The sequence below is a fragment of the Siccirubricoccus sp. G192 genome (genome assembly GCF_019084075.1).
In the GTDB taxonomy this organism is placed as follows: Bacteria; Pseudomonadota; Alphaproteobacteria; order Acetobacterales; family Acetobacteraceae; genus G192.
In genome coordinates this window covers 2423491-2445482 of sequence record NZ_JAHREN010000001.1, presented here as the reverse complement: position 1 = coordinate 2445482, position 21992 = coordinate 2423491, and the positions used below count along the sequence as shown (strand labels likewise).

At 70.1% G+C, this 21992-nt stretch carries 20 protein-coding genes and 1 pseudogene; 6 read left to right on the top strand and 15 right to left on the bottom strand.

Annotated features, from left to right (window positions below):
• Position 1: 1 nt before the first annotated feature.
• The 4 genes from KSF81_RS11630 to msrA all read right to left on the bottom strand — a co-directional run bounded on the left by KSF81_RS11630 (position 2) and on the right by msrA (position 3040).
• Entirely contained in the window at positions 2-688 is a 687-nt protein-coding gene (locus KSF81_RS11630) for a polysaccharide deacetylase family protein (protein WP_309139715.1), read from the bottom strand.
• A 90-nt stretch (positions 689-778) separates the two neighbouring features.
• Positions 779-1897, bottom strand: coding sequence for a YncE family protein (locus KSF81_RS11625; protein ID WP_217379117.1), 1119 nt, complete (start codon positions 1895-1897; stop codon positions 779-781).
• 111 nt (positions 1898-2008) lie between these two features.
• On the bottom strand, positions 2009-2440 hold the full coding sequence (gene msrB, locus KSF81_RS11620) for a peptide-methionine (R)-S-oxide reductase MsrB (RefSeq protein WP_217379116.1): 432 nt from the start codon (positions 2438-2440) through the stop codon (positions 2009-2011).
• A gap of 36 nt (positions 2441-2476) precedes the next feature.
• On the bottom strand, positions 2477-3040 hold the full coding sequence (msrA, locus tag KSF81_RS11615; protein WP_217379115.1) for a peptide-methionine (S)-S-oxide reductase MsrA: 564 nt from the start codon (positions 3038-3040) through the stop codon (positions 2477-2479).
• A gap of 240 nt (positions 3041-3280) precedes the next feature.
• On the opposite strand from msrA, the gene KSF81_RS11610 reads away from it, so the two are divergent.
• Positions 3281-3838, top strand: coding sequence for a phosphonate degradation HD-domain oxygenase (locus KSF81_RS11610; RefSeq protein WP_217379114.1), 558 nt, complete (start codon positions 3281-3283; stop codon positions 3836-3838).
• A 114-nt stretch (positions 3839-3952) separates the two neighbouring features.
• The gene (locus tag KSF81_RS11605) at positions 3953-4498 is read left to right on the top strand and encodes a rhodanese family protein (protein WP_217379113.1); all 546 of its coding nucleotides are present in this window, start codon (positions 3953-3955) and stop codon (positions 4496-4498) included.
• A gap of 60 nt (positions 4499-4558) precedes the next feature.
• Here the strand turns inward: KSF81_RS11605 and KSF81_RS11600 are convergent, their stop codons facing one another.
• Positions 4559-6460, bottom strand: coding sequence for a ribonucleoside-diphosphate reductase subunit alpha (locus KSF81_RS11600; RefSeq protein ID WP_217379112.1), 1902 nt, complete (start codon positions 6458-6460; stop codon positions 4559-4561).
• 252 nt (positions 6461-6712) lie between these two features.
• Here KSF81_RS11600 and KSF81_RS11595 point away from each other — a divergent pair, with 252 nt between their 5' ends.
• Positions 6713-7084 (top strand): hypothetical protein, encoded by a 372-nt coding sequence (locus KSF81_RS11595; protein WP_217379111.1) that lies wholly within the window; start codon positions 6713-6715, stop codon positions 7082-7084.
• A gap of 8 nt (positions 7085-7092) precedes the next feature.
• The gene (locus KSF81_RS11590) at positions 7093-7920 is read left to right on the top strand and encodes a class I SAM-dependent methyltransferase (protein ID WP_217379110.1); all 828 of its coding nucleotides are present in this window, start codon (positions 7093-7095) and stop codon (positions 7918-7920) included.
• A gap of 44 nt (positions 7921-7964) precedes the next feature.
• Here KSF81_RS11590 and KSF81_RS11585 read toward each other — a convergent pair whose 3' ends face one another.
• The 6 genes from KSF81_RS11585 to KSF81_RS11560 all read right to left on the bottom strand — a co-directional run bounded on the left by KSF81_RS11585 (position 7965) and on the right by KSF81_RS11560 (position 15192).
• Positions 7965-8414, bottom strand: coding sequence for a hypothetical protein (locus KSF81_RS11585; RefSeq protein ID WP_217379109.1), 450 nt, complete (start codon positions 8412-8414; stop codon positions 7965-7967).
• A 44-nt stretch (positions 8415-8458) separates the two neighbouring features.
• Positions 8459-9718, bottom strand: coding sequence for a M28 family peptidase (locus tag KSF81_RS11580; RefSeq protein ID WP_217379108.1), 1260 nt, complete (start codon positions 9716-9718; stop codon positions 8459-8461).
• Positions 9715-10668 carry a tripartite tricarboxylate transporter substrate binding protein gene (locus KSF81_RS11575; RefSeq protein WP_217379107.1) on the bottom strand — a complete coding sequence of 318 codons (954 nt, stop codon included), beginning with the start codon at positions 10666-10668 and terminating at the stop codon, positions 9715-9717. Before KSF81_RS11575 ends, KSF81_RS11580 begins: the two co-directional genes overlap by 4 nt.
• Complete coding sequence (locus KSF81_RS11570; RefSeq protein WP_217379106.1) at positions 10665-11954, bottom strand: ArgE/DapE family deacylase; 1290 nt, start codon at positions 11952-11954, stop codon at positions 10665-10667. Before KSF81_RS11570 ends, KSF81_RS11575 begins: the two co-directional genes overlap by 4 nt.
• 10 nt (positions 11955-11964) lie before the next feature.
• Entirely contained in the window at positions 11965-13545 is a 1581-nt protein-coding gene (locus KSF81_RS11565; protein WP_217379105.1) for an ABC transporter substrate-binding protein, read from the bottom strand.
• Between the two features lie 69 nt (positions 13546-13614).
• The gene (locus tag KSF81_RS11560) at positions 13615-15192 is read right to left on the bottom strand and encodes an ABC transporter substrate-binding protein (protein WP_217379104.1); all 1578 of its coding nucleotides are present in this window, start codon (positions 15190-15192) and stop codon (positions 13615-13617) included.
• 696 nt (positions 15193-15888) lie between these two features.
• On the opposite strand from KSF81_RS11560, the gene KSF81_RS11555 reads away from it, so the two are divergent.
• On the top strand, positions 15889-16587 hold the full coding sequence (locus KSF81_RS11555) for a DUF4336 domain-containing protein (RefSeq protein WP_217379103.1): 699 nt from the start codon (positions 15889-15891) through the stop codon (positions 16585-16587).
• 195 nt (positions 16588-16782) lie between these two features.
• Here the strand turns inward: KSF81_RS11555 and guaA are convergent, their stop codons facing one another.
• From guaA to KSF81_RS11535, 4 genes and pseudogenes are all read right to left on the bottom strand, one after another.
• Positions 16783-18351 carry a glutamine-hydrolyzing GMP synthase gene (gene guaA, locus KSF81_RS11550; RefSeq protein ID WP_217379102.1) on the bottom strand — a complete coding sequence of 523 codons (1569 nt, stop codon included), beginning with the start codon at positions 18349-18351 and terminating at the stop codon, positions 16783-16785.
• A 56-nt stretch (positions 18352-18407) separates the two neighbouring features.
• Entirely contained in the window at positions 18408-18992 is a 585-nt protein-coding gene (locus KSF81_RS11545) for a GNAT family N-acetyltransferase (protein WP_217379101.1), read from the bottom strand.
• A 30-nt stretch (positions 18993-19022) separates the two neighbouring features.
• Positions 19023-20352: pseudogene (locus tag KSF81_RS11540) on the bottom strand (RsmB/NOP family class I SAM-dependent RNA methyltransferase).
• Positions 20349-21032: a haloacid dehalogenase type II gene (locus KSF81_RS11535; RefSeq protein WP_217379100.1), complete on the bottom strand. Its 684-nt coding sequence runs from the start codon at positions 21030-21032 to the stop codon at positions 20349-20351. The pseudogene KSF81_RS11540 and the gene KSF81_RS11535 overlap by 4 nt, the downstream one beginning before the upstream one ends.
• 165 nt (positions 21033-21197) lie before the next feature.
• Here KSF81_RS11535 and KSF81_RS11530 point away from each other — a divergent pair, with 165 nt between their 5' ends.
• Positions 21198-21983: an SDR family NAD(P)-dependent oxidoreductase gene (locus KSF81_RS11530; protein WP_217379099.1), complete on the top strand. Its 786-nt coding sequence runs from the start codon at positions 21198-21200 to the stop codon at positions 21981-21983.
• The last annotated feature ends 9 nt before the right edge of the window (positions 21984-21992 follow it).

Below are 21992 nucleotides of genomic sequence, written 5' to 3'. Positions count from 1 at the left end.
ATCACCGCCCCTGCGGCGGCAGCAGGGCGAAGCAGAAGCCGCGCGCCTGGAGGCCGGCGATCACCTCCTCCAGCACCGCGGCGAAGGGCTCGCGCCGGCTGCGGACCCCCCAATGCAGCACCACCACCTCGCCGTCCCGGGTGCGCTCGATGGCGCGGCGGGCGAGCGCGGCATTGGGATGGGCGGCGCTGTCGAGTTCGTCGCCCCAGAAGCCATTGGCGGTCCAGCCCTGGTGGCGAAGCCCGCAGGCCGCGGCCAGCCGCAGCGCATTCGGCGTGGTGATGCCGCCGGGCGCCCGCCAGAGCGGCAGCACCACCGCCCCCGGCACCATCTGCCTGAGCCTGGTGATCGGCCGCGCCAGCTCGGCGCAGAGCCCGGCCTGGTCCAGCACCTCCGTGCCGCCGCCCTGGCGGGAGGCGTAGCGCACCCGGCCCGGCGCGGGGTCGCCGCGGAAATACCAGTGGCGCCAGGTATGGCTGGCGAAGGCATGGCCCTCGGCGGCGCGGGCACGCCAGAAGGGCGCCCAACTCTCGTCCAGGGTGCGGTCGCCGCGGAAGCTCGGCTCATCCGCCAGGAAGAGGGTGGCCGGGACCCCGCGGCGGCGCAGGATCCCGGCGATCTGCTCGGCCTCCCTGCCCCAGCCGGTATCGATGGTGAGATGGACTGTGCCGCGGCAGGCGGGCGGGATGGCAGGGGCCGCCAGGCCACCCCCCGGCTGGGCGCGGGCCAGGCCCGGTGCCGCCAGGGCCGCCAGCAGCAGCCTGCGGGGGGAACGGCGTCATCGGCTCAGCAGGCGCCGCCAGCCTGAACGCTGCTCAGGCGTGGCCGCCGCCGGCTGTACCGGGGCCGGCTGCGACGCGGGCTGGGCGGCGGGAGGTGCCGGCTCGGCTGCGGCCGGGGTGGCAGCCATCGGCGAGCCGGGGGCCGGCACGGCGGCCGCCGGCGGCGGCGCCTCGTCGCGCCGCGGCTGCACGAAGATCCCATGCGGGGAACGGCCGACCGGGATGGTCTCCGCCTCCCCCGTCGCCGGGTCCACCACCGCCACCCGTGCCACCCAGCGCAGCGTCACCCAGAGCCGCCCATCCCGGTCGAAGGCGATGCAGTCCGGCCCGCCTGGAATCTCCCAGCGCGCCGTCACCGCCAGCGTCTCGGGATCGAGCAGGCTGATGCGGCTATCGACGCGCGAAGTGGCATAGAGGGCACGGCCATCCGGGGCGGGGACAATCGTGTGCGCGCCACGGCCGACCGGGACGGTGCGCTCCACCCTGCCATCCGCCGGGTTCACCACCGCCACATGGTCCGAGCCCATGATGCCGACCAGCAGCCGGCCGCGGTGCCAGATCACCCCGGCCGGCTGCGGCCCGACCTCCGCGGTCCAGAGCGGCTTGCGCTGGATCAGGTCGATCGCCATCAGCCGCTTCACGCCCTGGAGGGTGACATAGGCGACCCGGCTGTCCGGCGAGAAGGCCAGGTGGCTGGGCTTGTCCGGCACCCGCAGCCGCTGCAGCAGGCTGAGCGTCGCGGCATCGTAGATATCCACCTGGTCGCGGCGCAGGCTGGTGATGACCAGCAGCTTGCCGTCCGGCGTGTATTCCAGGTGGTAGGGATTGCTGATCCGCTCCCGCCGCGTCACCTCGGCGGTGGCAGGGTCGAGGAACAGCAACTCGTTGGCGCCGGAATCGCCTACCACCAGGGCGCTGCGGTCAGGCGTCAGCAGCAGGTGGTGGACCTCGCGCAGCACCGGGATGCGCTGGGTTTCCTCGCGGGTGCGGGCATCGAGCACGCTGATCGAGGCATCGCCGGAATTCAGCACATAGACGAGATCGGCCCTGGCGGTGCCGGCGAGGCCGAGCACCAGCAGGGCGGGCAGGACGAACAGGGGGCGGGGCAGCCGCATGGAGAAGCTTTCAGGACCAGGGGCGGACAGCTTCCGCAGCAGCGCCGGCCCGGCAGGGTGCCTTGCCAGGCCGGCGCCGACATTCTGGGCGCAACCGCGCCGGGCTTCCAGTCAGGAGCCGGCCGGGTCGAAGCGCATCGCCACGCCGTTCATGCAGTAGCGCTGGCCGGTGGGGGGCGGGCCATCCGGGAAGACATGGCCAAGATGCCCGCCGCATCTGGCGCAATGCACCTCGGTCCGCGCCATGAAGAGGCTGCGGTCGCTGGTGGTGCCGACGCCCTCCTCCAGCGGTGCCCAGAAGCTCGGCCAGCCGGTGCCGCTCTCGAATTTGGTCCCGGCATCGAAGAGGGGATGGCCGCAGGCGGCGCAGACGAAGGTGCCCGGCCGCTTCTCGGCATTGAGCGGGCTGGTGCCCGGGCGCTCCGTGCCATGCTGGCGGAGCACGCGGAACTGCTCCGGCTTGAGCTCGGCGCGCCACTCTTCCTCGGACTTCCGGACGGGGTATTCGGCCTCGGGCGCCTTGTCCCTGCTGAAGAATGCCATCTCTCGATTCCCTTGCCGCTGTTTCCTCAAGTGCCGTTAAGCGGCTGGACGCTTCAGCCGGTCGGCGAAGCTCTTGCGGGATTTGGACACTTTCGGGGCGATCACCGCGCGGCAATAGCCGCTGCCCGGGGTACGGGTGAAATAATCCTGGTGCTCCGCCTCGCCCGGCCAGAATTGCGTGAGCGGCACCAGTTCCGTCACCAGCGGCGCATCCCAGAGCCCGGCCTTGGTGATTTCCGCCATCACCGCCTCCGCGGTCCGCTTCTGCTCCTCCGAATGGTAGAGGATCACCGAACGGTATTGCGGCCCGACATCCGCGCCCTGGCGGTCCCTGGTCGTCGGGTCGTGGATGGTGAAGAAGATCCGCAGCAGGTCGGCATAGCTGATGACGGCCGGATCGAAGCTGACCTGCACCACCTCGGCATGGCCGGTGCGCTTGCCGCAGACCTGCTCATAGGTGGGGTTCGGCTGATGGCCGCCGGCATAGCCCGAGACCACCTGGCTCACGCCCTTGAGGTCGCGATAGACCGCATCCAGGCACCAGAAGCACCCGCCACCCAGGGTTGCCACCTCGACCCCGGCCTTCCCCGTCCCGCTCATGCCGCCATCTCCTGCCATGCCGCGCAGAGATAGGGTGCCGGGGCCGCTTGTGCAGCGGGGATGCGATCATTGCCCTGCCTGCGCCGCCTGCCTAGTGTCCCGATTCCGAAGTCCTTTGGCCTTCGTTCTCAGGCCACTAGCCTGTGTTTTCAGTGGCCTGCCGATCCGCTCCGTTCGCTGGTGATCCAGCGAACTTCGCGGGCAGGACACTAGGCTGGCCCCGACCCGGAGACTCCAGGCATGACGGACCCGCGACTGGCCGAGATCGCCGATCTGCTGGAGCGGAAGGCGGAGGGGCGCTACGGCCTGGAGGCCATCACCCAGCGCCAGCATGCCCTGCAGGCGGCGCTGGCGGCGGAGCAGCAGGGCTGCCCGGAGGCGCTGGTCGTCGCCGCGTTGCTGCATGACATCGGCCATCTCGTGCATGACCTCGGCAACAATCCGGCCGGGGCGGGGGTGGATGACCGGCATGAGGAACTCGGCCACCGCTACCTTGCCGCCTGGTTCGGGCCGGAGGTTACGGAGCCGGTGCGGCTGCATGTCGCCGCCAAGCGCTTCCTCTGCGCCACCGAGCCGGACTACTTCGCCAGGCTGGCGCCGGATTCGGTGCTCAGCCTGCGGCTCCAGGGCGGGCCGATGTCGGATGCGGAGGTCGCCGCCTTCCGCGCCCTGCCGCAGGCCGCGGCGGCGGTGCAGCTTCGCCGCTTCGACGAGGCGGCGAAGGTGCCGGGCCTGCCAACGCCGCCGGTGGCGCATTTCCTGCCCGCTGTCGCGCGCTGCCTGCTGCCGGCGGGCTGAGACGGACCGGCTTCCCGCATAGGGCATTGCATTCTGCTCCGCCCCGGACAGGGCTTGAACTTCCTATGGGGGCTCACCCATTACGATTACGCTTAACCATCGGCGGACAAGGTCATGCTGCAGACGATCGCCCCTGATGCGGCCGCCCACCTGATGCGGGAAGGTGCCGCCACGCTGGTCGATGTGAGGGAGCCGGACGAATATGCGCGCGAGCGCATCCCCGGTGCGCGCAACCTGCCGCTCTCGCGGCTGGAGGAGATCGAGCAGGTGGTGCCACCAGGCCGGCCGGTGCTGTTCCACTGCCGCAGCGGCGCCCGCACCAGGGACAATGCGGCCCGACTCGCCGCCAAGGCGGGGCTGCGTGCAGCCTATGTTGTCGAGGGCGGGCTGGATGCCTGGAAGCGTGCCGGCCTGCCGGTGGCCGAGGACCGGCGCCGGCCGCTGGAGTTGATGCGGCAGGTGCAGATCGCGGCAGGCTCCATGGTCGTGCTCAGCGTCCTGCTCGGCGCGCTGGTTTCGCCCTGGCTCTATGGGCTGGCGGGATTTGTCGGCGCGGGCCTGGTCTTTGCCGGCGTCACCGGCACCTGCGGCTTGGCGCGGGTGCTGCGCCTGATGCCTTGGAATCGGCCCGCCCCCACCACTCCGGCCATCACGACCTGAACGATGAGGAAATAGGGCGCGGCCATTTTCAGGCGCTGCGGCTGGAGCGACAGGACCGCCCTACTGGCAGGCCAGGCATTCCTCGTAATCCGTCACGCCCTGCGCCGCCCTGGCGGCCAGTGGCACCGCCGCATCCGCCGCGGTCGCGACATGCGCCGCCATCACATCGCCCTGCCCCACCACCTTGGCGCTGATCGTATCGGCGCGCTGGATCGACAGGCTGCGGCAGTAGTACAGCGACTTCACGCCGCGCTTCCAGGCCATCATGTGGATCTGGTGCAGGTCGCGCTTATGGATATTGGCCGGCAGGAATAGGTTCACCGACTGGCTCTGGCAGATGAAGGGCGCGCGGTCCGCCGCATGCTCCACCACCCAGCGCTGGTCGAGCTCGAAGGCGGTCTTGAAGGTGGCCTTCTCCTGCTCGGTCAGGAAGTCGAGGTGCTGCACGCTGCCCTTGGTGACGGTGATGCTGGTCCAGGTCTCGTCATCGTCGCGCCCGTGCTTCGCCAGCGCCTTCTTCAGATAGGGGTTGCGGACGATATAGCTGCCGGACAGCGTCTTGTGGTTGTAGACATTCGCCGCCACCGGCTCGATCCCCGGGGAGGCGCCGCCGCAGATGATGCTGATGCTGGCGGTCGGCGCGATCGCCATCTTGTTCGAGAAACGCTCCATGAAGCCGTATTCAGCGGCATCCGGGCAGGGCCCGCGCTCCTCCGCCAGCAGCCGGCTCGCGACATCCGCCTGTTCGCGGATGTGCTTGAACATCTTCTTGTTCCAGACCTTGGCGATCACGCTCTCGAAGGGCACGTTCTGCGCTTGCAGGAAGCTGTGGAAGCCCATCACGCCGAGGCCGACGCTGCGTTCCCGCATGGCGCTGTATTTCGCCTTGGCCATGGAATCTGGCGCGCCGTCGATGAACTCCTGCAGCACGTTGTCGAGGAAGCGCATCACATCCGGGATGAAGCGCGGCTCATCCTTCCACGCGAACCAGGTCTCCAGGTTCAGCGAGGAGAGGCAGCACACCGCGGTGCGATCCTTGCCATGCTGGTCGCGGCCGGTGGGCAGGGTGATCTCGGAACAGAGGTTGGAGGTCTTCACCTCCAGCCCGGCGAGTTTCTGATGCGCCGGCTGCGCCCGGTTCACATGGTCGGAGAAGACGAGGTAGGGCTCGCCCGTCTCGATCCGCGCCGTGAGGATGCGGATCCAGAGCGCGCGGGCCGAAACGGTGCGGACGATGGCGCCGTCCTTCGGGCTGGTCAGCGGCCATTCCTCATCGGCCTCGACCGCGCGCATGAAGGCGTCGGGCACCAGCAACCCGTGATGCAGGTTCAGCGCCTTGCGGTTCGGGTCGCCGCCGGTGGGGCGACGGATCTCGATGAACTCCTCGACCTCCGGATGGCTCACCGGCAGATAGACCGCCGCCGAACCACGCCGCAACGAACCCTGGCTGATCGCGAGGGTGAGGCTGTCCATCACCCGGATGAAGGGCACCACGCCGGAGGTCTTGCCGTTGCGCCCGACCTTCTCGCCGATGCCGCGCAGGTTGCCCCAGTAGCTGCCGATGCCGCCGCCCTTGGCCGCCAGCCAGACATTCTCGTTCCAGAGGCCGACGATGCCGTCCAGGCTGTCATCCGCCTCGTTCAGGAAGCAGGAGATCGGCAGGCCGCGGGTGGTGCCGCCATTGGACAGGACCGGCGTGGCCGGCATGAACCAGAGCCGCGAGATGTAGTCGTAGATCCTTTGCGCATGCGCGGCATCGTCGCCATAGGCGGAGGCCACGCGGGCAAACAGGTCCTGGTAGCTCTCGCCGGGGAGCAGGTAGCGGTCGTCCAGCGTCGCCTTGCCGAAATCCGTCAGCAGGGCATCCCGCGAACGGTCGATCTGGACCTGATGATGCCCCTCAAGCTGCACCGTATCGAACAAGGCAACACCCCCCTCAATCCCCCGGTTCGCAGCATGCATGGCGAATGGCCTCTACACAAGATATTGCCGTGGTCTCTCCAGGCTAACACCAGATGGGGTGTCTGGTTCCAGGATTTCGCGAACCCGTGAGGCCTAGGCAAACCGCCAATGTTCCGTTTTCGTTCAGCCAAGCGGGGCCGCAATCCCGGCGCCGGAGCATGCACGGAAGCCACACCCGGGCGCATCCATTCTGTCGCGCCGGCGCCGGTTGCTCCCCGATATCCACTGCCGTCCCCGCTATCCACAGGGGGGGTGCGCGGCCACGGGACGGGCAGCGACTCGCGCAGCCGGACGCCGCCGGGCATCCCCGCCCCCGCCGCCCGGTCCCAAGGCACCACCGGGGGCGTTCGGCTGTTCAAGGCCATCGGCCCGCGTGATGAGCTGACCATCGGCCTGACGGAGACCAAATTGCAGCGCCTCGGCAGCGGCCCGGAGGTGGAGCGAATCGCCCGCACCCTGGTCGCCGATGGCCGGGTGACCGCCTGGCGCTACATCGTCGGCTGTGCACCGGATGGTGGCACCCGCTTCGCCCCGCAAGGCCAGGTCGCGATCCTTCGCAATGACGCGCTGCGCATCGAGCCCTATGCAGCCTCCCTGCCGGTGGCGCCGCCCCCGGGACTTTGAGGTGCGTCATGGAACTGGAACCCAGCGTCGCCCGCCACTATGCCCGGCCCGACCTGCTCGCCGCGATCCTGGCCGCCCTGCGCGAGGCCGGCCACGACCCGGAGCATCCACGCCCGGAGGACCTCGCGCCGCTCGATGAATTCCATGTCCGCGGACGGGAGCCGACGGCGGAGCTCGGCCGCGCGCTCGGCCTCGCCCCGGGGCAGCAGGTGCTGGATATCGGCAGCGGCATCGGCGGCCCCTCGCGGCATCTCGCCGTCGCGCATGGCTGCCGCATTACCGGCATCGACCTGACCGAGGAATACTGCCGGGTCGCGACCGCGCTGGCCGAGCGGCTCGGCCTGGCCGACCGGGTCGCCTACCAGCAGGGATCGGCGCTCGTCATGCCCTTCCCGGATGCCGGCTTCGACGCCGCCTATACCCAGCACGTGGCGATGAACATCGCCGACAAGCCGCGCCTCTATGCCGAGATCCATCGGGTGCTGAAGCCGGGCGCGCGCTTCGGTCTCTATGACCTGCTGCAGGGGCCGGGCGGCGAGGTGCTGTTCCCGGTGCCCTGGGCACGCGACCCCGCCACCAGCTTCCTGGTGACGCCCGAGGCGCTGCGCGGCGCCTTGCAGGAGGCCGGATTCGAGATCCTGTCCTGGCGGGAGAGCGGCGCGGAGGCGCGCGCCTGGCTGGCCGCGCAGCGCGAGCGGCAGCGGCGCGAGGGCCCGAAGCCCAGCCCGATCGCCATATTGTTCGGCCCGGACCACCCCGCCATCCTCCGCAACCTGGCGCGCAGCCTGGAGGAGGCGCGGGTGGTGCCGACCGAGGTGATCTGCCGCCGGCGGTGACGCCGCCCGGTGACCGGAACGCGGTGCGCCCGGAGGGCCGCGCCTCAGCCAGGCGCGCCACGCCCCCGCTGGCCGGCATCCCGGCAGGCACGGGTCCTGGCTTCGGCGGTCCCCGGCCTGCAAGCACCGGTGCGCGAAGTCCCACCGCCTTCCGCCCGCGGCGGCCGGGCCGTGCCGCGCTGTGGCGTGCGGGGCGGCTCGGCCTCCATGGCCCGCCGCTCCGTCGCGGCGGCCGGACTCCGCCCGCGCGGCGGGGCCTGCCAGCCGCGGGTATCGGCCCAGAAATCGCCTGGCTCCACCTGCAGCGGCGCCAGATGCCGCGGCTCGGGCAAGGCCGGGCGGCCGGGGGCCGGCGCCTCGATCCCCTGCGCCCGGCCATGCCCTGGCTCGCCGAACAGCCCGGCCAGCAGCACCGCCAGGATCAGCCATGCCTGGCTGGCGGAGCCCAGGCGCCATGCGAAGGTCACGCGGGCTTCCCCCAGTTCATTCCGCATCTCATCCCAGGAAAGCCGCCGCGGTGGCAAGGGATTCCAGGGACTCAGCCGCGCAGCGCCGCCAACGCCGCCTCCCCCTCCGTCAAGGCGGCCCAGAGCAGGGCGCCGGCCGTCAGCGCCGCCGCCTTCAGCTCCTGCGGTGGCACCAGGGCGCGGGTATCGGCGCCGGTCAGCAGGAAGCGCAGCGCGCTCTCCGGCGCATCGAATCCGGCGACCAGGCGGAGCGCGGGGATACCGTGATCGGCGAAATTCGCATGGTCCGAGTTGCGCATCAGCGGCAGGTGGATGCCGAGATCGACGCCGATTCCCGCCGCCGCCCGCCGCAGCCAGGGCCCGAGCCCGGCAAAGCCGCTGGTGAGCGCCGTCAATCGTGCCCCGCCGGCGATGGAATCGAGGTTCAGGTTCAGCGCCATCCGCGCCGGCGCCGCCTCCCCCTGCGCCGCCAGCCAGGCGCGGGAGCCGGACAGCGCCCATTCCTCCGCCCCGAAGACGCAGAGCGTGAGGCCGCGCGGCAGCCGCTCCACCACCGGCGCCACCGCCCGCGCCAGGGCGAGCGCGGCGGCCAGGCCGGTGGCATTGTCGATCGCGCTTTCACCCAGGGGGTGGCCATCGAGATGCGCCGAAAGCACCACCCGGTCGGGTCCGCGCCCCGGCAGGTCCAGCACCAGGGTCGGCGTGGTGGCGGCCAGGTCCTCGCCCTGGACTTGCAGCCGGATGCGCCGCCCCTCGCGCAGCAGCGCCCCCGCCTCGGCCGAGATCCCGAGTGCCGGGATGCCCGCGCCGCCATTGCGGCCGGAGGAGCCGGAAACCGGCCCCACCCCCGGCTCCGGCTGCACGATCAGGAAGGCCGCCGCACCGGCCGCCGTCGCCGCCTGCAATTTCACCCGCCGATGCACGGTCCAGGCGGCGAAGGGATATTCGTGCCGCGCCAGCACGGCGCGGCCGCGCAGCGCCTCCCCGGCCGCCGCCACCTGTTCCGGCGCGCCGCGGCCGAGATCGAGCGTCTCCAGCACCAGTCCCTCCGGCGGGGTCGCGGCAGTGCCGAGCAGCGGCGCGCAGCCGAGGTCACGGCCGCTGGCGAGGTCCGTCACCCGCGCCAGGCCGCAGCGCCAGCCGGCATAGGGGGTGGGGTCGCTGCGCACCGGGCCGATCGCCGCGAGGCGCGATTCCGTCCAGGCGAAGGCGCGCGCCTCGCTCTCCGTGCCCGCCAGCCTGCCGCCGCAGTCGCAGAGCGCGGTGAAATCGGCCCAGAGCCCGGCATCTGCGGCCAGCCGGCCGAGGAAGGCTTCGAGACCCGCCGTCACTGGACGCGGATGCCCGCGGCCCGCACCACGCCGCCCCAGCGTTCGAGATCGGCGCGCAGCAAGGCGCCGAAGGCCGCCGGCCCCTCGGTGCGCGGCAGCAGCGCCAGGGCCTCCAGCCGCGGGGCAAGCTCGGGGGAGCGCATCACGGTCGCCGCGGTATTGGAAAGCCGGGCGATGGCGGCCTCCGGCGTGCGGGCGGGCGCCAGCAGGCCCCACCAATGCTCGACGACCAGGTCGATGCCCTGCTCGCGGAAGGTCGGCACCTCGGGCAGGCCGGGCAGCCGCGTCTCGGCGGCGACGCCCAGCACCCGGACCTGCCCGGACTGCACCTGCGGCGCGGCGGAGGCGAGCGAGACGAAGACCGCCTGCACCTGCCCCGCCGCGGTATCCAGCACCGCGGGGCCGCCGCCGCGATAGGGGATATGGGCGAGCCGGGTTCCGGTGGCGCGCTGGAACAACTCCCCCATCAGGTGGGAGGCGGCGCCGATGCCGCCCGAGCCGTAGCTGAACCGCTCCGGCTGCGCCCGCGCCAGCGCCGCGAATTCGGCGGCATTCCGTGCCGGCACCGCGGGATGCACGAAGAGCATCAGCGGCGCCACGGCCAGCAGCGTCACGGGCGAGAAATCCGCCACCGGGTCATAGGGCACCCGGTCCTGCACCGCCGGGACGATGACGAAGGGCAGGTCGGCGAGCAGCACCGTGGTGCCGTCCGGCGCGCTGCGCGCCACCGCCTCCGACCCCAGCAGGCTGCCGGCGCCGGGGCGGTTGTCCACCACCACGACCTGCCCGAGCACGGACTGCATGCCCATCTGCAACAGCCGCGCCAGGACATCGGAGGAGCCGCCCGGCGCGAAGGGCACGACGATCCGCAGCGGCCTTTCGGCGGGCTGCGCCCGGGCCGCGGCGGGCACCGCGGCAGCCGCCGCGAGCAGCGTCCGGCGGCCGATCATGCCGCCACTTCCCGCACGCCGCACCATTCCGCGATGAAGCAGGCGATGGCGAGGGTGGTCTTGCGCAGGTGCTCCAGATCGGTCCGTTCGTCGAAGGCATGCGCGCCCTCCCCCTTCGGCCCGTAGCAAAGCCCGGGGATGCCGAAATAGAGGCCGTAGAAGCGCGTGTCGTTCACCGCCGTGGTGATGCGCGCCGGCATCTCCCCGCCGAAGACCCGGGCATGCGCCGCGGCCAGCACGCGCTCCGCCTCGCTGCCCGGCTCCAGCACATAGCCATCGGCAAGGAAGCCGTGCCACTCCACCTCGGGCGGGTTGTTGGCGAGGAAGCCGTCGCCCTTCGCGGCCTCCGCCACGCATTGCTCGACACCCCGCCGCGCCTCCGCCACCTCGGTGCCCGGCAGCAGGCCGATGCGGCAATCCACCTCGCACCAGGCGGGGGTGCTGCTGGCCCAGTCGCCGCCGCGGATGATGCCGGGGTTGAATTTCAGCGGGCTGTCGATGTCGCGGTACCAGGGGTGGCTGCGCGCCGCCTCGTTCAGCCGCGCGGTATGCGCCTGCAACGCCTGGACCAGATGATAGGCGGAGAGGATGGCATTGCTGCCGGACTGCGCCACCGCCACATGCACCGGCACGCCGCGCAGCTTGAGGCGGAACCAGAGCGTGCCGGTATGGGCGCGGGTAATGGTGCCGCCGGTGGGTTCCGGGATCAGCGCCGCATCGGCGCGATAGCCGCGCAGCAGGGTGGAGAGCGCGCCATTGCCGGTGCTCTCCTCCTCGGTGACGGTCTGGAGATGCACGTCGGCGGCGGGTTCCAGCCCGGCGCTGCGCAGCGCGTCCATGGCGAAGACCATGCTGGCGACGCCGGATTTCATGTCATGCGCGCCGCGGCCATGCATCCAGCCGTCGCGGATGGTGGCGCTATAGGGCGGGAAGGTCCACATCTCCACCGGGCCTTCCGGCACCACGTCGATATGACCCTGCAGGATCAGGCTGCGGCCGGTGGGGTTCGCGGCGCGATGCGTCGCCACCACCTGCACGGATCGCGCCGGGTCCGCATCCACCATCGGGCTGGCCTTGGGATGCGAGGCCAGCGGCACGTCGGCGAGGGTATAGCGGTCCACCGCATAGCCACGGACGGCAAGCTGCCGCGCCATCCAGTCCTGCAGCGGCGCCTCGTTGCCGCGGGTGCTCGGGAAGCGCACGAGATCGGCCAGGAAGGCGGTCTCACGCTCGAAATTTGCCTCGACCGCGGCGGTCAGGCGGGCAAGCACGGAGGCGTCAGGCATCGATGGGTCCCTATTCGGCCGGCGTGGCGAGCAGCGCGTTGGTGTACCAGGCGGGGCTCGGGTCGTAGCGCACCCGCGCTCGTTGCCCGGCCCAATTGACCTTGAGGTAGAAGACCGGGATCACGCCCATGTCCTCGATGGTGGCGCGCATCGCCTGGGCGGTGAGATCCCGGCGCCGCGCGGGGTCCATGGTCCGCAGCGCCTCGGCGAGCGGCTGATCCACCGCGGGGTTGGAATAGTGCTGCCGGTTGAAGGGCCCGGCGCCGGTCGCGGGATTCTTCGTCATCACCACCTGGCGCAGCGTATTGGCGGCGATGCTGCTGGTATAGGTCGTCATGAACAGGGCGAAGTCGCGGTTGGTCGCCCGGGTGAAGAAATTCGCCGGCGGCAGCACCTCAACGCGGGTTTCCACGCCGATCCGGGTGAAGCCCTGGGCGATCGCCTGCAACACGTCGCTATCGCCAGCGAACCAGCCATTCGGCCCGTGGAGGGTCAGGCGGAAGCCGTCCGGGTAGCCGGCCTCGGCCAGCAGGCGCCGGGCGCGGTCGATATCCTGCGGCAGCGGCGGCATGTCCGGCACGCGGTCGCCGACCGAGGGGGCGGCGAATTGCTCGGCCGGCGAACCCTGGCCGGAGAGCAGCCGCTCGACGATGGCGCCGCGGTTGATCGCCATCGACAGCGCCTGGCGCACCCGCCGGTCGCGCAGCGGGTTGCGCTCCAGCGGCCTTCCCTGCTTGTCGGAGACGAAGGGTGCCTGGTCGCGCGCCGCATCCGGGAATAGATAGGCGGTGCCCTGGCTGTCCACCCCGAAGACCGCCATGCGCGGATCGGCGGAAAGCCGCGCCACGTCCTGGGTCGGGACGAAATCGATCAGGTCGACATCACCGGAGAGCAAGGTCGCGACCCTTGCCCCGGCATTCGGGATGAAGCGCATCACCACCCGCTCCCAGGGCACGGCGCCGCCCCAGTAATCCGGGTTACGCGCCATCTCATGCCTTTCGCCCAGCGCATAGGAGACATGGCGATAGGCGCCGGTGCCGATCATGGCGCGGCCGGAGTTGAAATCCGCCGTCGTCGCATTGGCATGCAGCCGCCGCGACAGCATCATGACCAGCGAGAGGTCCCAGTCGAGGAAGGGGTTGGGCTCCTTCGTGGTGATCCGAACCGTGCGGCCATCCACCACCTCGACCCCGGCGACGGTGCGCACGAAGGGGGTGAAGGGGCCCGGGCTGTTCGGCACGGTGGGGACGCGGGCGAAGGTGAAGGCGATATCATCCGCCTCGAAGGGCGTGCCGTCATGGAAGCGCACGCCCTCCCGCAGACGGAATTCCCAGGTGAGGTCGTCCACCGCCCGCCAGCTTTCCGCCAGGGCCGGCACCAGCTCGCCCCGCGTGTTGAAATCCACCAGCGGATTGAAGACCTGGCGCAGGATGGCATTGTTGTTGTTCGAGGAATGGAAATGCGGGTCCATCGCGCTCGGCGCGGATTGCGCGCCGATGGTCAGCACCCGGTTCTGCGCCGCGGCTGGGCCGCCGAGGCCCAGCGCGGCACTGGCGAGCGTGGCGCCCGCAAGCCGGAGAAAACGGCGCATCCGGTCCCGGCCCCTTGCTGCCCTGCAACGAGCCTCGGCCCGGAACCGGGGTGCCGTCAAGCGCCGTCGCTACTGCGCCGGCCGCGCATAGAGGGCGCTGGTGCGGTTGTAGGGGTCCGGGTCGAAGACCACGCGGTCGCGGCGCGTCGCCCAGGTGTTGCGGAGGAAGATGACGGGCACCACGCCCTTGTCCTCCAGCAGCGCGCGGGCCGCCTGTTGGGTCAGCGCCTCGCGCCGCTCCGGGTCCATGGTGACCAGGGCCTGCTGCGCCGGCTCATCCACCGCCGGGTTGGAGTAGCGCTGGCGGTTGAAGGGGCCGTGGCCGAGTTCGGCATTGCGCGTCATCACCACCTGGCGCAGCGGGTTCAGGGTGAAGGCGCTGCTGAAATAGGTCATGAACAGCGAGAATTCGCGGTTGGTCGCGCGGGTGAAGAGCGTCGCCGGCGGCAGCGCCTCCACCTGGGTTTCGACGCCGATGCGGGTGAAGGCCTGGGCCAGGGCCTGCAGCAGGTTGTCGTCGGAGGGGAAGAAGCCGTTCGGCCCATGCACGGTCAGGCGGAACCCGTCGGGATATCCGGCCTCGGCCAGCAGGGCGCGGGCGCGGGCCTGGTCGTAGGGCAGCGGCGGCAGGTCGGGGATGCGGTGCTCGGCGACGGGGGCGGCGAACTGGTCGGCCGGCCGCGCCAGGCCGGAATAGAGCCGCTCCGCAATGGCCTGGCGCGGAATGGCGAGCGACAGCGCCTCCCGCACCCGCCGGTCGGCGAGCGGGTTCCGCGGCAGCGGCCTTCCCTGCTTGTCGGCGACGAAGGGCGAGGTGTCGCGCATCGAATCCGGGAAGAGATAGACATAGGTGAGGCTGTCGATCTTGAACACGGCGAAGCGCTGGTCGCGTTCGAGCCGCGGCACGTCCTGCACCGGCACGTAGTCGATGATGTCCACCTCGCCCGCCAGCAGCGCCGCGCTGCGGGAGCCGGGCTGCGCGATGTAGCGGATCACCACGCGGTCCCAGGGCTCGGCCGGGCCCCAGTATTCCGTGTTGCGCGCCAGTTCCAGCCGCTCGTTATGAGCGAAGGCGCCGTAGCGGTACGGCCCGGTGCCGATCGCCAGCTTGCCGCTGTTGAAATCCGAGGTGGCCGGCGATGGCCCGTGCACGCGGCGCGACAGGATGGCCGGGCCAGCCAGGTCGAAGGGCATCAGCGGATTGGGTTCGCGGGTGTGGATGCGGATCGTCTGCGGGTCGATGATGTCGATGCTGGCGATGCTGCGGACATTGGGGGTGAAGAGCGCCGGGCTGTTCGGCACGGTGGGCACGCGGGCGAAGGTCCAGGCGACGTCCTCGGCCTCGAAGGGCGTGCCGTCGTGGAAGCGGACGCCGGCGCGCAGCTTCACCTCCCAGGTAAGGTCATCGATCAGGCGCAGGCTCTCGGCCAGGCGCGGCTCGGGCTTGGCCTCCGTGCTCACCTCGAAAAGCCCTTCGAAGATATGGCGCACCGCCGAGGTGTTGTTGGTGGTGTTGTGGTAGTGCGGGTCGAGCGCGCTGGGCGGTGTCTGCGCGCCGATGGTCAATACGCGCTGGGCCGGCGCCTCTGTGGCACCGGCAAGGCTCATGGCAACCGCGAGTGCCGCCGCTGGAAGCATGGGCCTCATGCAAACCTCCCGTCCGCCGGTCTTGCTGCCGGCGCGTTGAAGCGGAAGGGTCGGCCGATGCGGCTCCGGGTGTCAAGCGAGTGGCGGCAGCCACTTGCGGGTGGACCGGCGAAACGCGGGGCCGCGGCGGGCGTCATGCAACAGCCACGGTCTGCTTCGCCAGGGAAGCGGAGGTCCGCGCAGCCGCAGAACTACCGGAAGACACTGGCAGTAACGGGGCAGCCCTGCCTGCCCAGGCCTATTCCCACTCGATAATTTAGGTCGTTATAACGCCTTGATCTAACAGCAAGAATTTCCCACGCACGATCAAAGACCGTCTCCTTGAGAAGTCAGAAATTTGCGCTTCTGATTTCAACAGGAAATTCTGTCGATTCAGAACCTGCTTGGTTTCAGCAGCTATAGACGCTGATCGGTCAAGTTCTCGAAGTTTCCAGCAAGCGCGGTCTCATCGGCCTCGTTGAAAAAAGACCGTCAGTCCTGACCGACATCACGCCTCCGCGCGACGGTTGTTGCCTCTAAACATTCGGGATTGAACAATGTTATGGCCGAAGGTGGTGAAAATCAGCATAAGTGGTCATGGGGTCCGTGCCAACATTGCGTAGATGCACTCAATGAAATGAGAAGACCTGCGGACGGCAATGCTCTTGAATCCACCCAAGCCAGCGCCGTTTAACTGTTAGCGCCGAGGCTGAAGAAATGCTCAAGCAAGTGCATGAGGCTCTTTGGGTCGCTGAAGGAGAGAATGTCAGCTTCTTTGGCATTCCCTATTCGACGCGTTCCGTCATCGCCCGACTGGAGAACGGCGATCTGTGGGTATGGTCGCCAGTCAAGCTAACTGCGGATCTGCGTACCGAAGTGGATCGTCTGGGCTCTGTTCGTCACCTCGTGAGCCCCAACAAACTCCATCACCTCTATCTGCAGGAGTGGAAGGCGGCCTATCCCGAGGCACTGCTATGGGGGCCGCAATCAACAATCAAGAAACGCTCCGACCTCTCCTTCCGCGAAGCGCTGAAGGACAGCCCGCCGCCCGAATGGCTTCCCGATATCGACCAGGCATGGTTCCGCGGTTCGTTCGCCATGGACGAGATTGTCTTTCTTCACCGCCCCTCGGCCACCGTAATCGTCGCCGATCTGATCCAGACGTTCAGCGATCACTTTCTCCGAAAAAATTGGGGTTTGTGGCGCTTCCTGGCGCGCCTCGATGGCCTCACTCAGGACCAAGCCTGTGCGCCGCTCGAATGGCGATTATCGTTTATAAACCGCGCACCGGCGCGCCGGGCGCGCGACAAGGCGCTGAACTGGAATTGTCAACGCGTCATTGTGGCTCACGGCGAGTGGCCGCGCGCGAACGGGAATGCCTTTCTTGCAAGATCATTTCGCTGGCTCGGCGCTTGACCGGATGAATTTGTTCAATGCGCAAATCGACGAGAGGTTGGGGGGGGTCATTTGCAGCCTCAGGTTTTGTGGACAAGTACGGCGTGAGCCTCGTCCAGCTACCCGAGACATTCAGAGACTATCACCCGCAATTTCTTCAGTGGGGCAGGTCATTCGTATCCTGGGTCAGCCCTGCGTATCCGCATTACTCCCTGGTCACTCCCACTCGATCGTGCCGGGCGGCTTGCTGGTGATGTCGTAGGTGACGCGGTTGATGCCGCGCACCTCATTCACGATGCGATTGGCGACGCGGCTCAGGAAGCCCATGTCGAAGGGATAGACATCGGCGGTCATGCCATCCGTGCTGGTCACGGCGCGCAGCGCGCAGGCCATGTCATAGGTGCGGCCATCGCCCATGACGCCCACCGTCCGCACCGGCAGCAGCACCGCGAAAGCCTGCCAGATGGCGTCATAGAGGCCGGCGTTGCGGATCTCCTCCAGGTAGATCGTATCAACCTTGCGCAGCAGGTCCGCCTTCTCCCGCGTCACCTCGCCCGGGATGCGGATGGCGAGGCCGGGCCCCGGGAAGGGATGCCGGCCGATGATCGCCTCCGGCATGCCGAGCTCGCGGCCGAGCGCGCGCACCTCGTCCTTGAACAGGTCGCGCAGCGGCTCCACCAGCCGCATCCGCATTCCGGCCGGCAGGCCGCCGACATTGTGGTGCGACTTGATGGTGACGCTCGGCCCGCCCGTGGTGGAGACGCTCTCGATCACATCCGGGTAGAGCGTGCCCTGGGCCAGGAAGTCGGCGCCGCCGATGCGGTTCTGCTCCTCCTCGAAGACCTCGATGAAGAGCCGGCCGATGGTCTTGCGCTTCACCTCCGGATCGGTGACGCCAGACAACTGGCCGAGGAAGAGGTCGCTGGCGTCGCGGTGGACCAGGCGGATATTGAACCGATCGCGGAAGGTGGAGACCACCTGCTCGCTCTCGCCCGCCCGCATCAGCCCGTGATCGACATAGATGCAGGTGAGCTGGTCGCCGATCGCCTCATGCAGCAGCACCGCCACGACCGAGGAATCGACGCCGCCGGATAGGCCGCAGATCACCCGCCCCTGCCCCACCTGCGCCCGGATGCGGGCGATCGCCTCGGTGCGGAAGCCGGCCATGGTCCAGTCGCCGCGGCAGCCGCAGACCAGATGCGTGAAATCCCGCAGGAGCTGCGCGCCGTGCGGGGTATGCACCACCTCCGGGTGGAACATGGTGCCGTAGAAGCGGCGCTGGTCGTCGGCGATCAGCGCGAAGGGGGCGCCCTCGCTGCTGGCGACCACGCGGAAGCCGGGCGGGAGCGCGGTGATGCGGTCGCCATGGCTCATCCAGACCTGCTCGCGCGCCCCCGGCGCCCAGAGCCCCTGGGTGAGGGCGCATTCGCCGGTGACATCCACGAAGGCACGGCCGAATTCCCGGTGGTCGCTGCCCTCCACCGTGCCGCCGAGCTGATGCGCCAGCGCCTGCTGCCCGTAGCAGATGCCAAGCACCGGCAGGCCCATGCCGAAGACCGCCTCCGGCGCCCGCGGGCTCTCGCCCTCGGTCACGCTGGCCGGGCCGCCGGAGAGAATGATTCCCTGTGGTGCGAAGGCACGGATGCGGGCCTCGCTGGCGGTATAGGGCCAGACCTCGCAATAGACCCCGGATTCCCGCAGCCGGCGCGCGATCAGCTGCGTCACTTGGCTGCCGAAGTCGAGGATCAGGATGCGGTCGTGCTGGGGCGAGGCGGGGGCGTTCATGGCGCCTTCCAGCATAGGGCGGCGGCCAGGGCAAGCAGCGTGGCAGGCAGCCGGCTTCAGTGGTCCTTGGCCGGCGCCGTGGCGGCCAGCAGGCTGTCGATCGGGTCCCAGACGAAGGCCAGTTGCTCCATCTCCTGGCCGGCGAAGCGGATCACCTCCCGCGCCGCGGGGCGGCCGCCCAGGTGCTGGTAGAACCAGCGGCTCGGGTTGTCCCGAAGCACCCAGAGCATGGCGGAGCGGCATCCCACCGCCGCCAGATGCGCCGCCATCGCCCGCATCAGCCGCCGCCCGGTGCCGCGGTCGCGGTAGTCGTCCAGCAGGTAGAGCGTCTCCACCTCCGCCTGCGCCAGGCCGAAGCGGCGGGCCCGGCCACCGGAGACGAAGCCGACCACCACCCCGCTGCCCTCCTGGCCCTGCCCATCCGGCGGCGCCTCGGGCCCCGAGGCCACCGCGACGAAAACCGCATGGCTGTTGTGGCGCTCGATGATCGCCTGCTCATACCCGGCGGCGTGGCGGAGGGTGGAGAGCCCCGTGAGGTAGCTGTCGGGCAGCATCCCGGCATAGGTGCTGCGCCAGGTGGCCACATGCACAGCCCCGATGGCCGCGGCATCGTCAGGCCGGGCGCGGCGGATGCAGATCATTCGGCGCGCTTCCTTTCCCCATCCGGCCGGTCAGGGCCTTCGTTGCAGCACGGCGGCGAAGAACCCGTCCGTGCCATGCCGGGCCGGGCTGGTCGCCAGGAACTCACCCTCCGCCGGCGGAGGGCCTGAGCCGCCTGCCTGCCGCCAAGCATCCGGCAGGGGCAGCGGCACGAAATCCGGCCTTCGATCAAGGAATGCCCGAACCTGAACCTCATTCTCTTCGGGCAGCAGTGAACAGGTAGCGTAGATCAACAAGCCGTCAGGACGCACGAGTTCCGCGCCGGTTGCCAATATTTCCGCCTGCTTGACGGAAAGTTCCTGAAGATCGGCAGGGCCGGTCCCGATTCTCGCGTCAGGGTTGCGGCGCCAGGTGCCGGTGCCGGTGCAGGGCGCATCCACCAGCACCCGGTCGAACTGGCCGGCGCGGCGCTTGGCCCAACGGTCGCCGGGCACCAGCAGATGCCGCTCGGCATTGTCCACCCCGGCCCGGCGCAGCCGCCGCACCGCGCCTTCCAGCCGGGGGACCGAGACATCGCAGGCGGTGATCCGGCCGCGATTGCCCATGCTGGCGGCCATGGCCAGCGTCTTGCCGCCGGCCCCGGCGCAGAGATCGGCCACCCGCATCCCCGGCCGCGCATCCGCCAGCAGCGCGATGAGCTGGCTGCCCTCGTCCTGCACTTCGATGAGGCCCTGCTCGAAAGCCGCGGTGCCGGTGACGGGCCGGCGCGAGGGCAGGCGGAGGCCCCAGGGGGACCAGGGGGTCGGCACCGCCTCGATCCCCTCCGCCGCCAGTGCCGCCGCGGCCTGCTCGCGCGTGCCCTTCAAAAGGTTGGCGCGGAGGTCGAGCGGCGCGGGCAGTTCCATCGCCGCCGCCTCCTCCGCCAGGCGGTCGCCGAAGCGGGCACGGAAGCCGGGCAGCACCCAATCCGGCAGGTCCAGCCGCACGGCTTCGGGCATCTCGGGGTGGATCAGCCCGGTGGCGCCGCTGCGCGCCCGCAGCGCATCCAGAGCGCGCAGCAGCCGCTCCTCCGGCACGGTCAGCGGCGGGGGGGGCGTATTGGCCGCCCGGGAAGGCAGCGAGCACGGCCGGAATCTCCAGCCCCTCGGCCAGCAACAGATGCGCCGCCAGGAGCATCCGGGCGGTGGGCCGGGCGCGCGCCTGCGCCAGCCACCAGTCCAGCCGCAGCCGCTGCCGCACCACGCCCCAGGCAAGCTCCGCGATGGCCCGGCGGTCGCCGCCGCCGATATAGCGGCGGGCGCGGAAGAAATCATTGGCGATGCCATCCGCCGGGCGTTTCGGCTGGGCCTCCAGCGCATCCAGCAGGTCGCTGGCGGCGGCCAAGCGCGCGGCGGGGGTCATGCCAGCAGCCCCGGCAGGGCAGCGAGGCCGGGGATGATCGTGGCGGTCCGGTCCAGCCAGTATTCCGGCGGGCCGCCGGCGCGGTTCACCCAGAAGACCCGGAAGCCGAAGCGCGTGGCGCCATAGGCGTCCCAGGCATTGCCGGAGACGAAAGCCACCTCATGCGGCTGGCAGGCGAAGCGTTCCGTCACCAGGGCATAGACGCGCGGATCGGGCTTGTAGCACCGCAGCGAATGCACGGAGAGCACGGCATCCAGCAGGGGCACCAGGCCGGCGGCCCGCACTGCGGCCTCCAGCATGTCGGGCGAGCCGTTGGAGAGGATGCCGGTGGCGAACCCCGCCTGCCGCAGCGCCGCCAGCAGCGGCGCGGCCTCGGCATAGGCGTCGAGCACCTGGTAGGCGGCAAGCAGGTCCGCCCGCAGCGCCGGGTCGTGCAGCCCATGCAGGGCGAGGGCATGGCCGAGGGCGCGGTCGGTGATCGCCGCGAAATCCTTATAGGCGCCGGTGGCGGAGAGGATCCAACTGAACTCCAGCTGCTTGGCCCGCCACAGCGCCGAGACGGAAGCCGCCGCCGGGCCGAGGCGCGGAGCATGGCGGCCCACCGCGGCATGGATATCGAGCAGCGTGCCATAGGCGTCGAAGATGACGGCCTTGGTGGCGGTTCCGGCTTGGCGGGGCATGGCGGGTCTCCGGCTGCATCGGGCGGGCCGGGCCGGGCGTGCCCGGCCGCGGCGCCCGCGCTTGTAGGGCAGCGGGTGACGGATGGATATGCGGTGCCCGGCTTGGCCAGAGCCGCACCAGCGCGCAGACTGCCCCCTTGAGGCAACCCAAGGGGGGAAAAGACCATGCGGAACCCGATGCAGCTCACCGGCCGGACGGTGATCGTGACCGGCGCCGGCCAGGGTATAGGCCGCGCCATCAGCGAGCTGGTGCTCGACCTCGGCGGCAATGCCGTGATGGTCGAGCGCAACCCGGAAACCCTGGCCGAGGTGGCGGGCAGCGTGGATCAGGCGCGCAGCCTGGCGGTCCCAGGCAATGTGGCGGAGGAAGGCTTCGGCGAATCCTGCGTGGCGCAGGCGGTGGAGCGTTTCGGCGCGGTGCATGGCCTGGTCAATTGCGCCGGCATCACCCGCCCGGCGATGATCGAGAAGATGAGCTTCCAGCAGTGGCAGGCGGTGATCGATGTGAACCTCACCGGCTGCTACCTCATGCTGCAGGCGGTGGGGCGGCACATGCTGGCCCGCGCCCGGGCGGAGATGCCGCAGCCGGCCGGCACCACCGGCTCGATCGTCAATATCTCCTCGGTGGCCGGCAAGCGCGGCAGCATCGGCCAGATCAACTATTCCTCGGCCAAGGCCGGGCTCTATGGCATGACGATGAGCGCGGCGCGGGAATGGGCCCGCTACGGCGTCCGCGCCAATAGCGTGGGCTTCGGCACGGTGGAGACGCCGATGACCGAGGTGGTTCGCGGCCCGAAATTCATCGAGCAGACCATGGCGCGCATCCCGCTCGCCCGCATCAGCACCCCGGCCGAGGTGGCGCCGCTGATCTGCTTCCTGCTGTCCGACGCGGCCAGCTACATCACCGGCGAGAACATGTCGGTGAGCGGCGGCTCGCATATGCAGCCCTGAGGGTGGCCG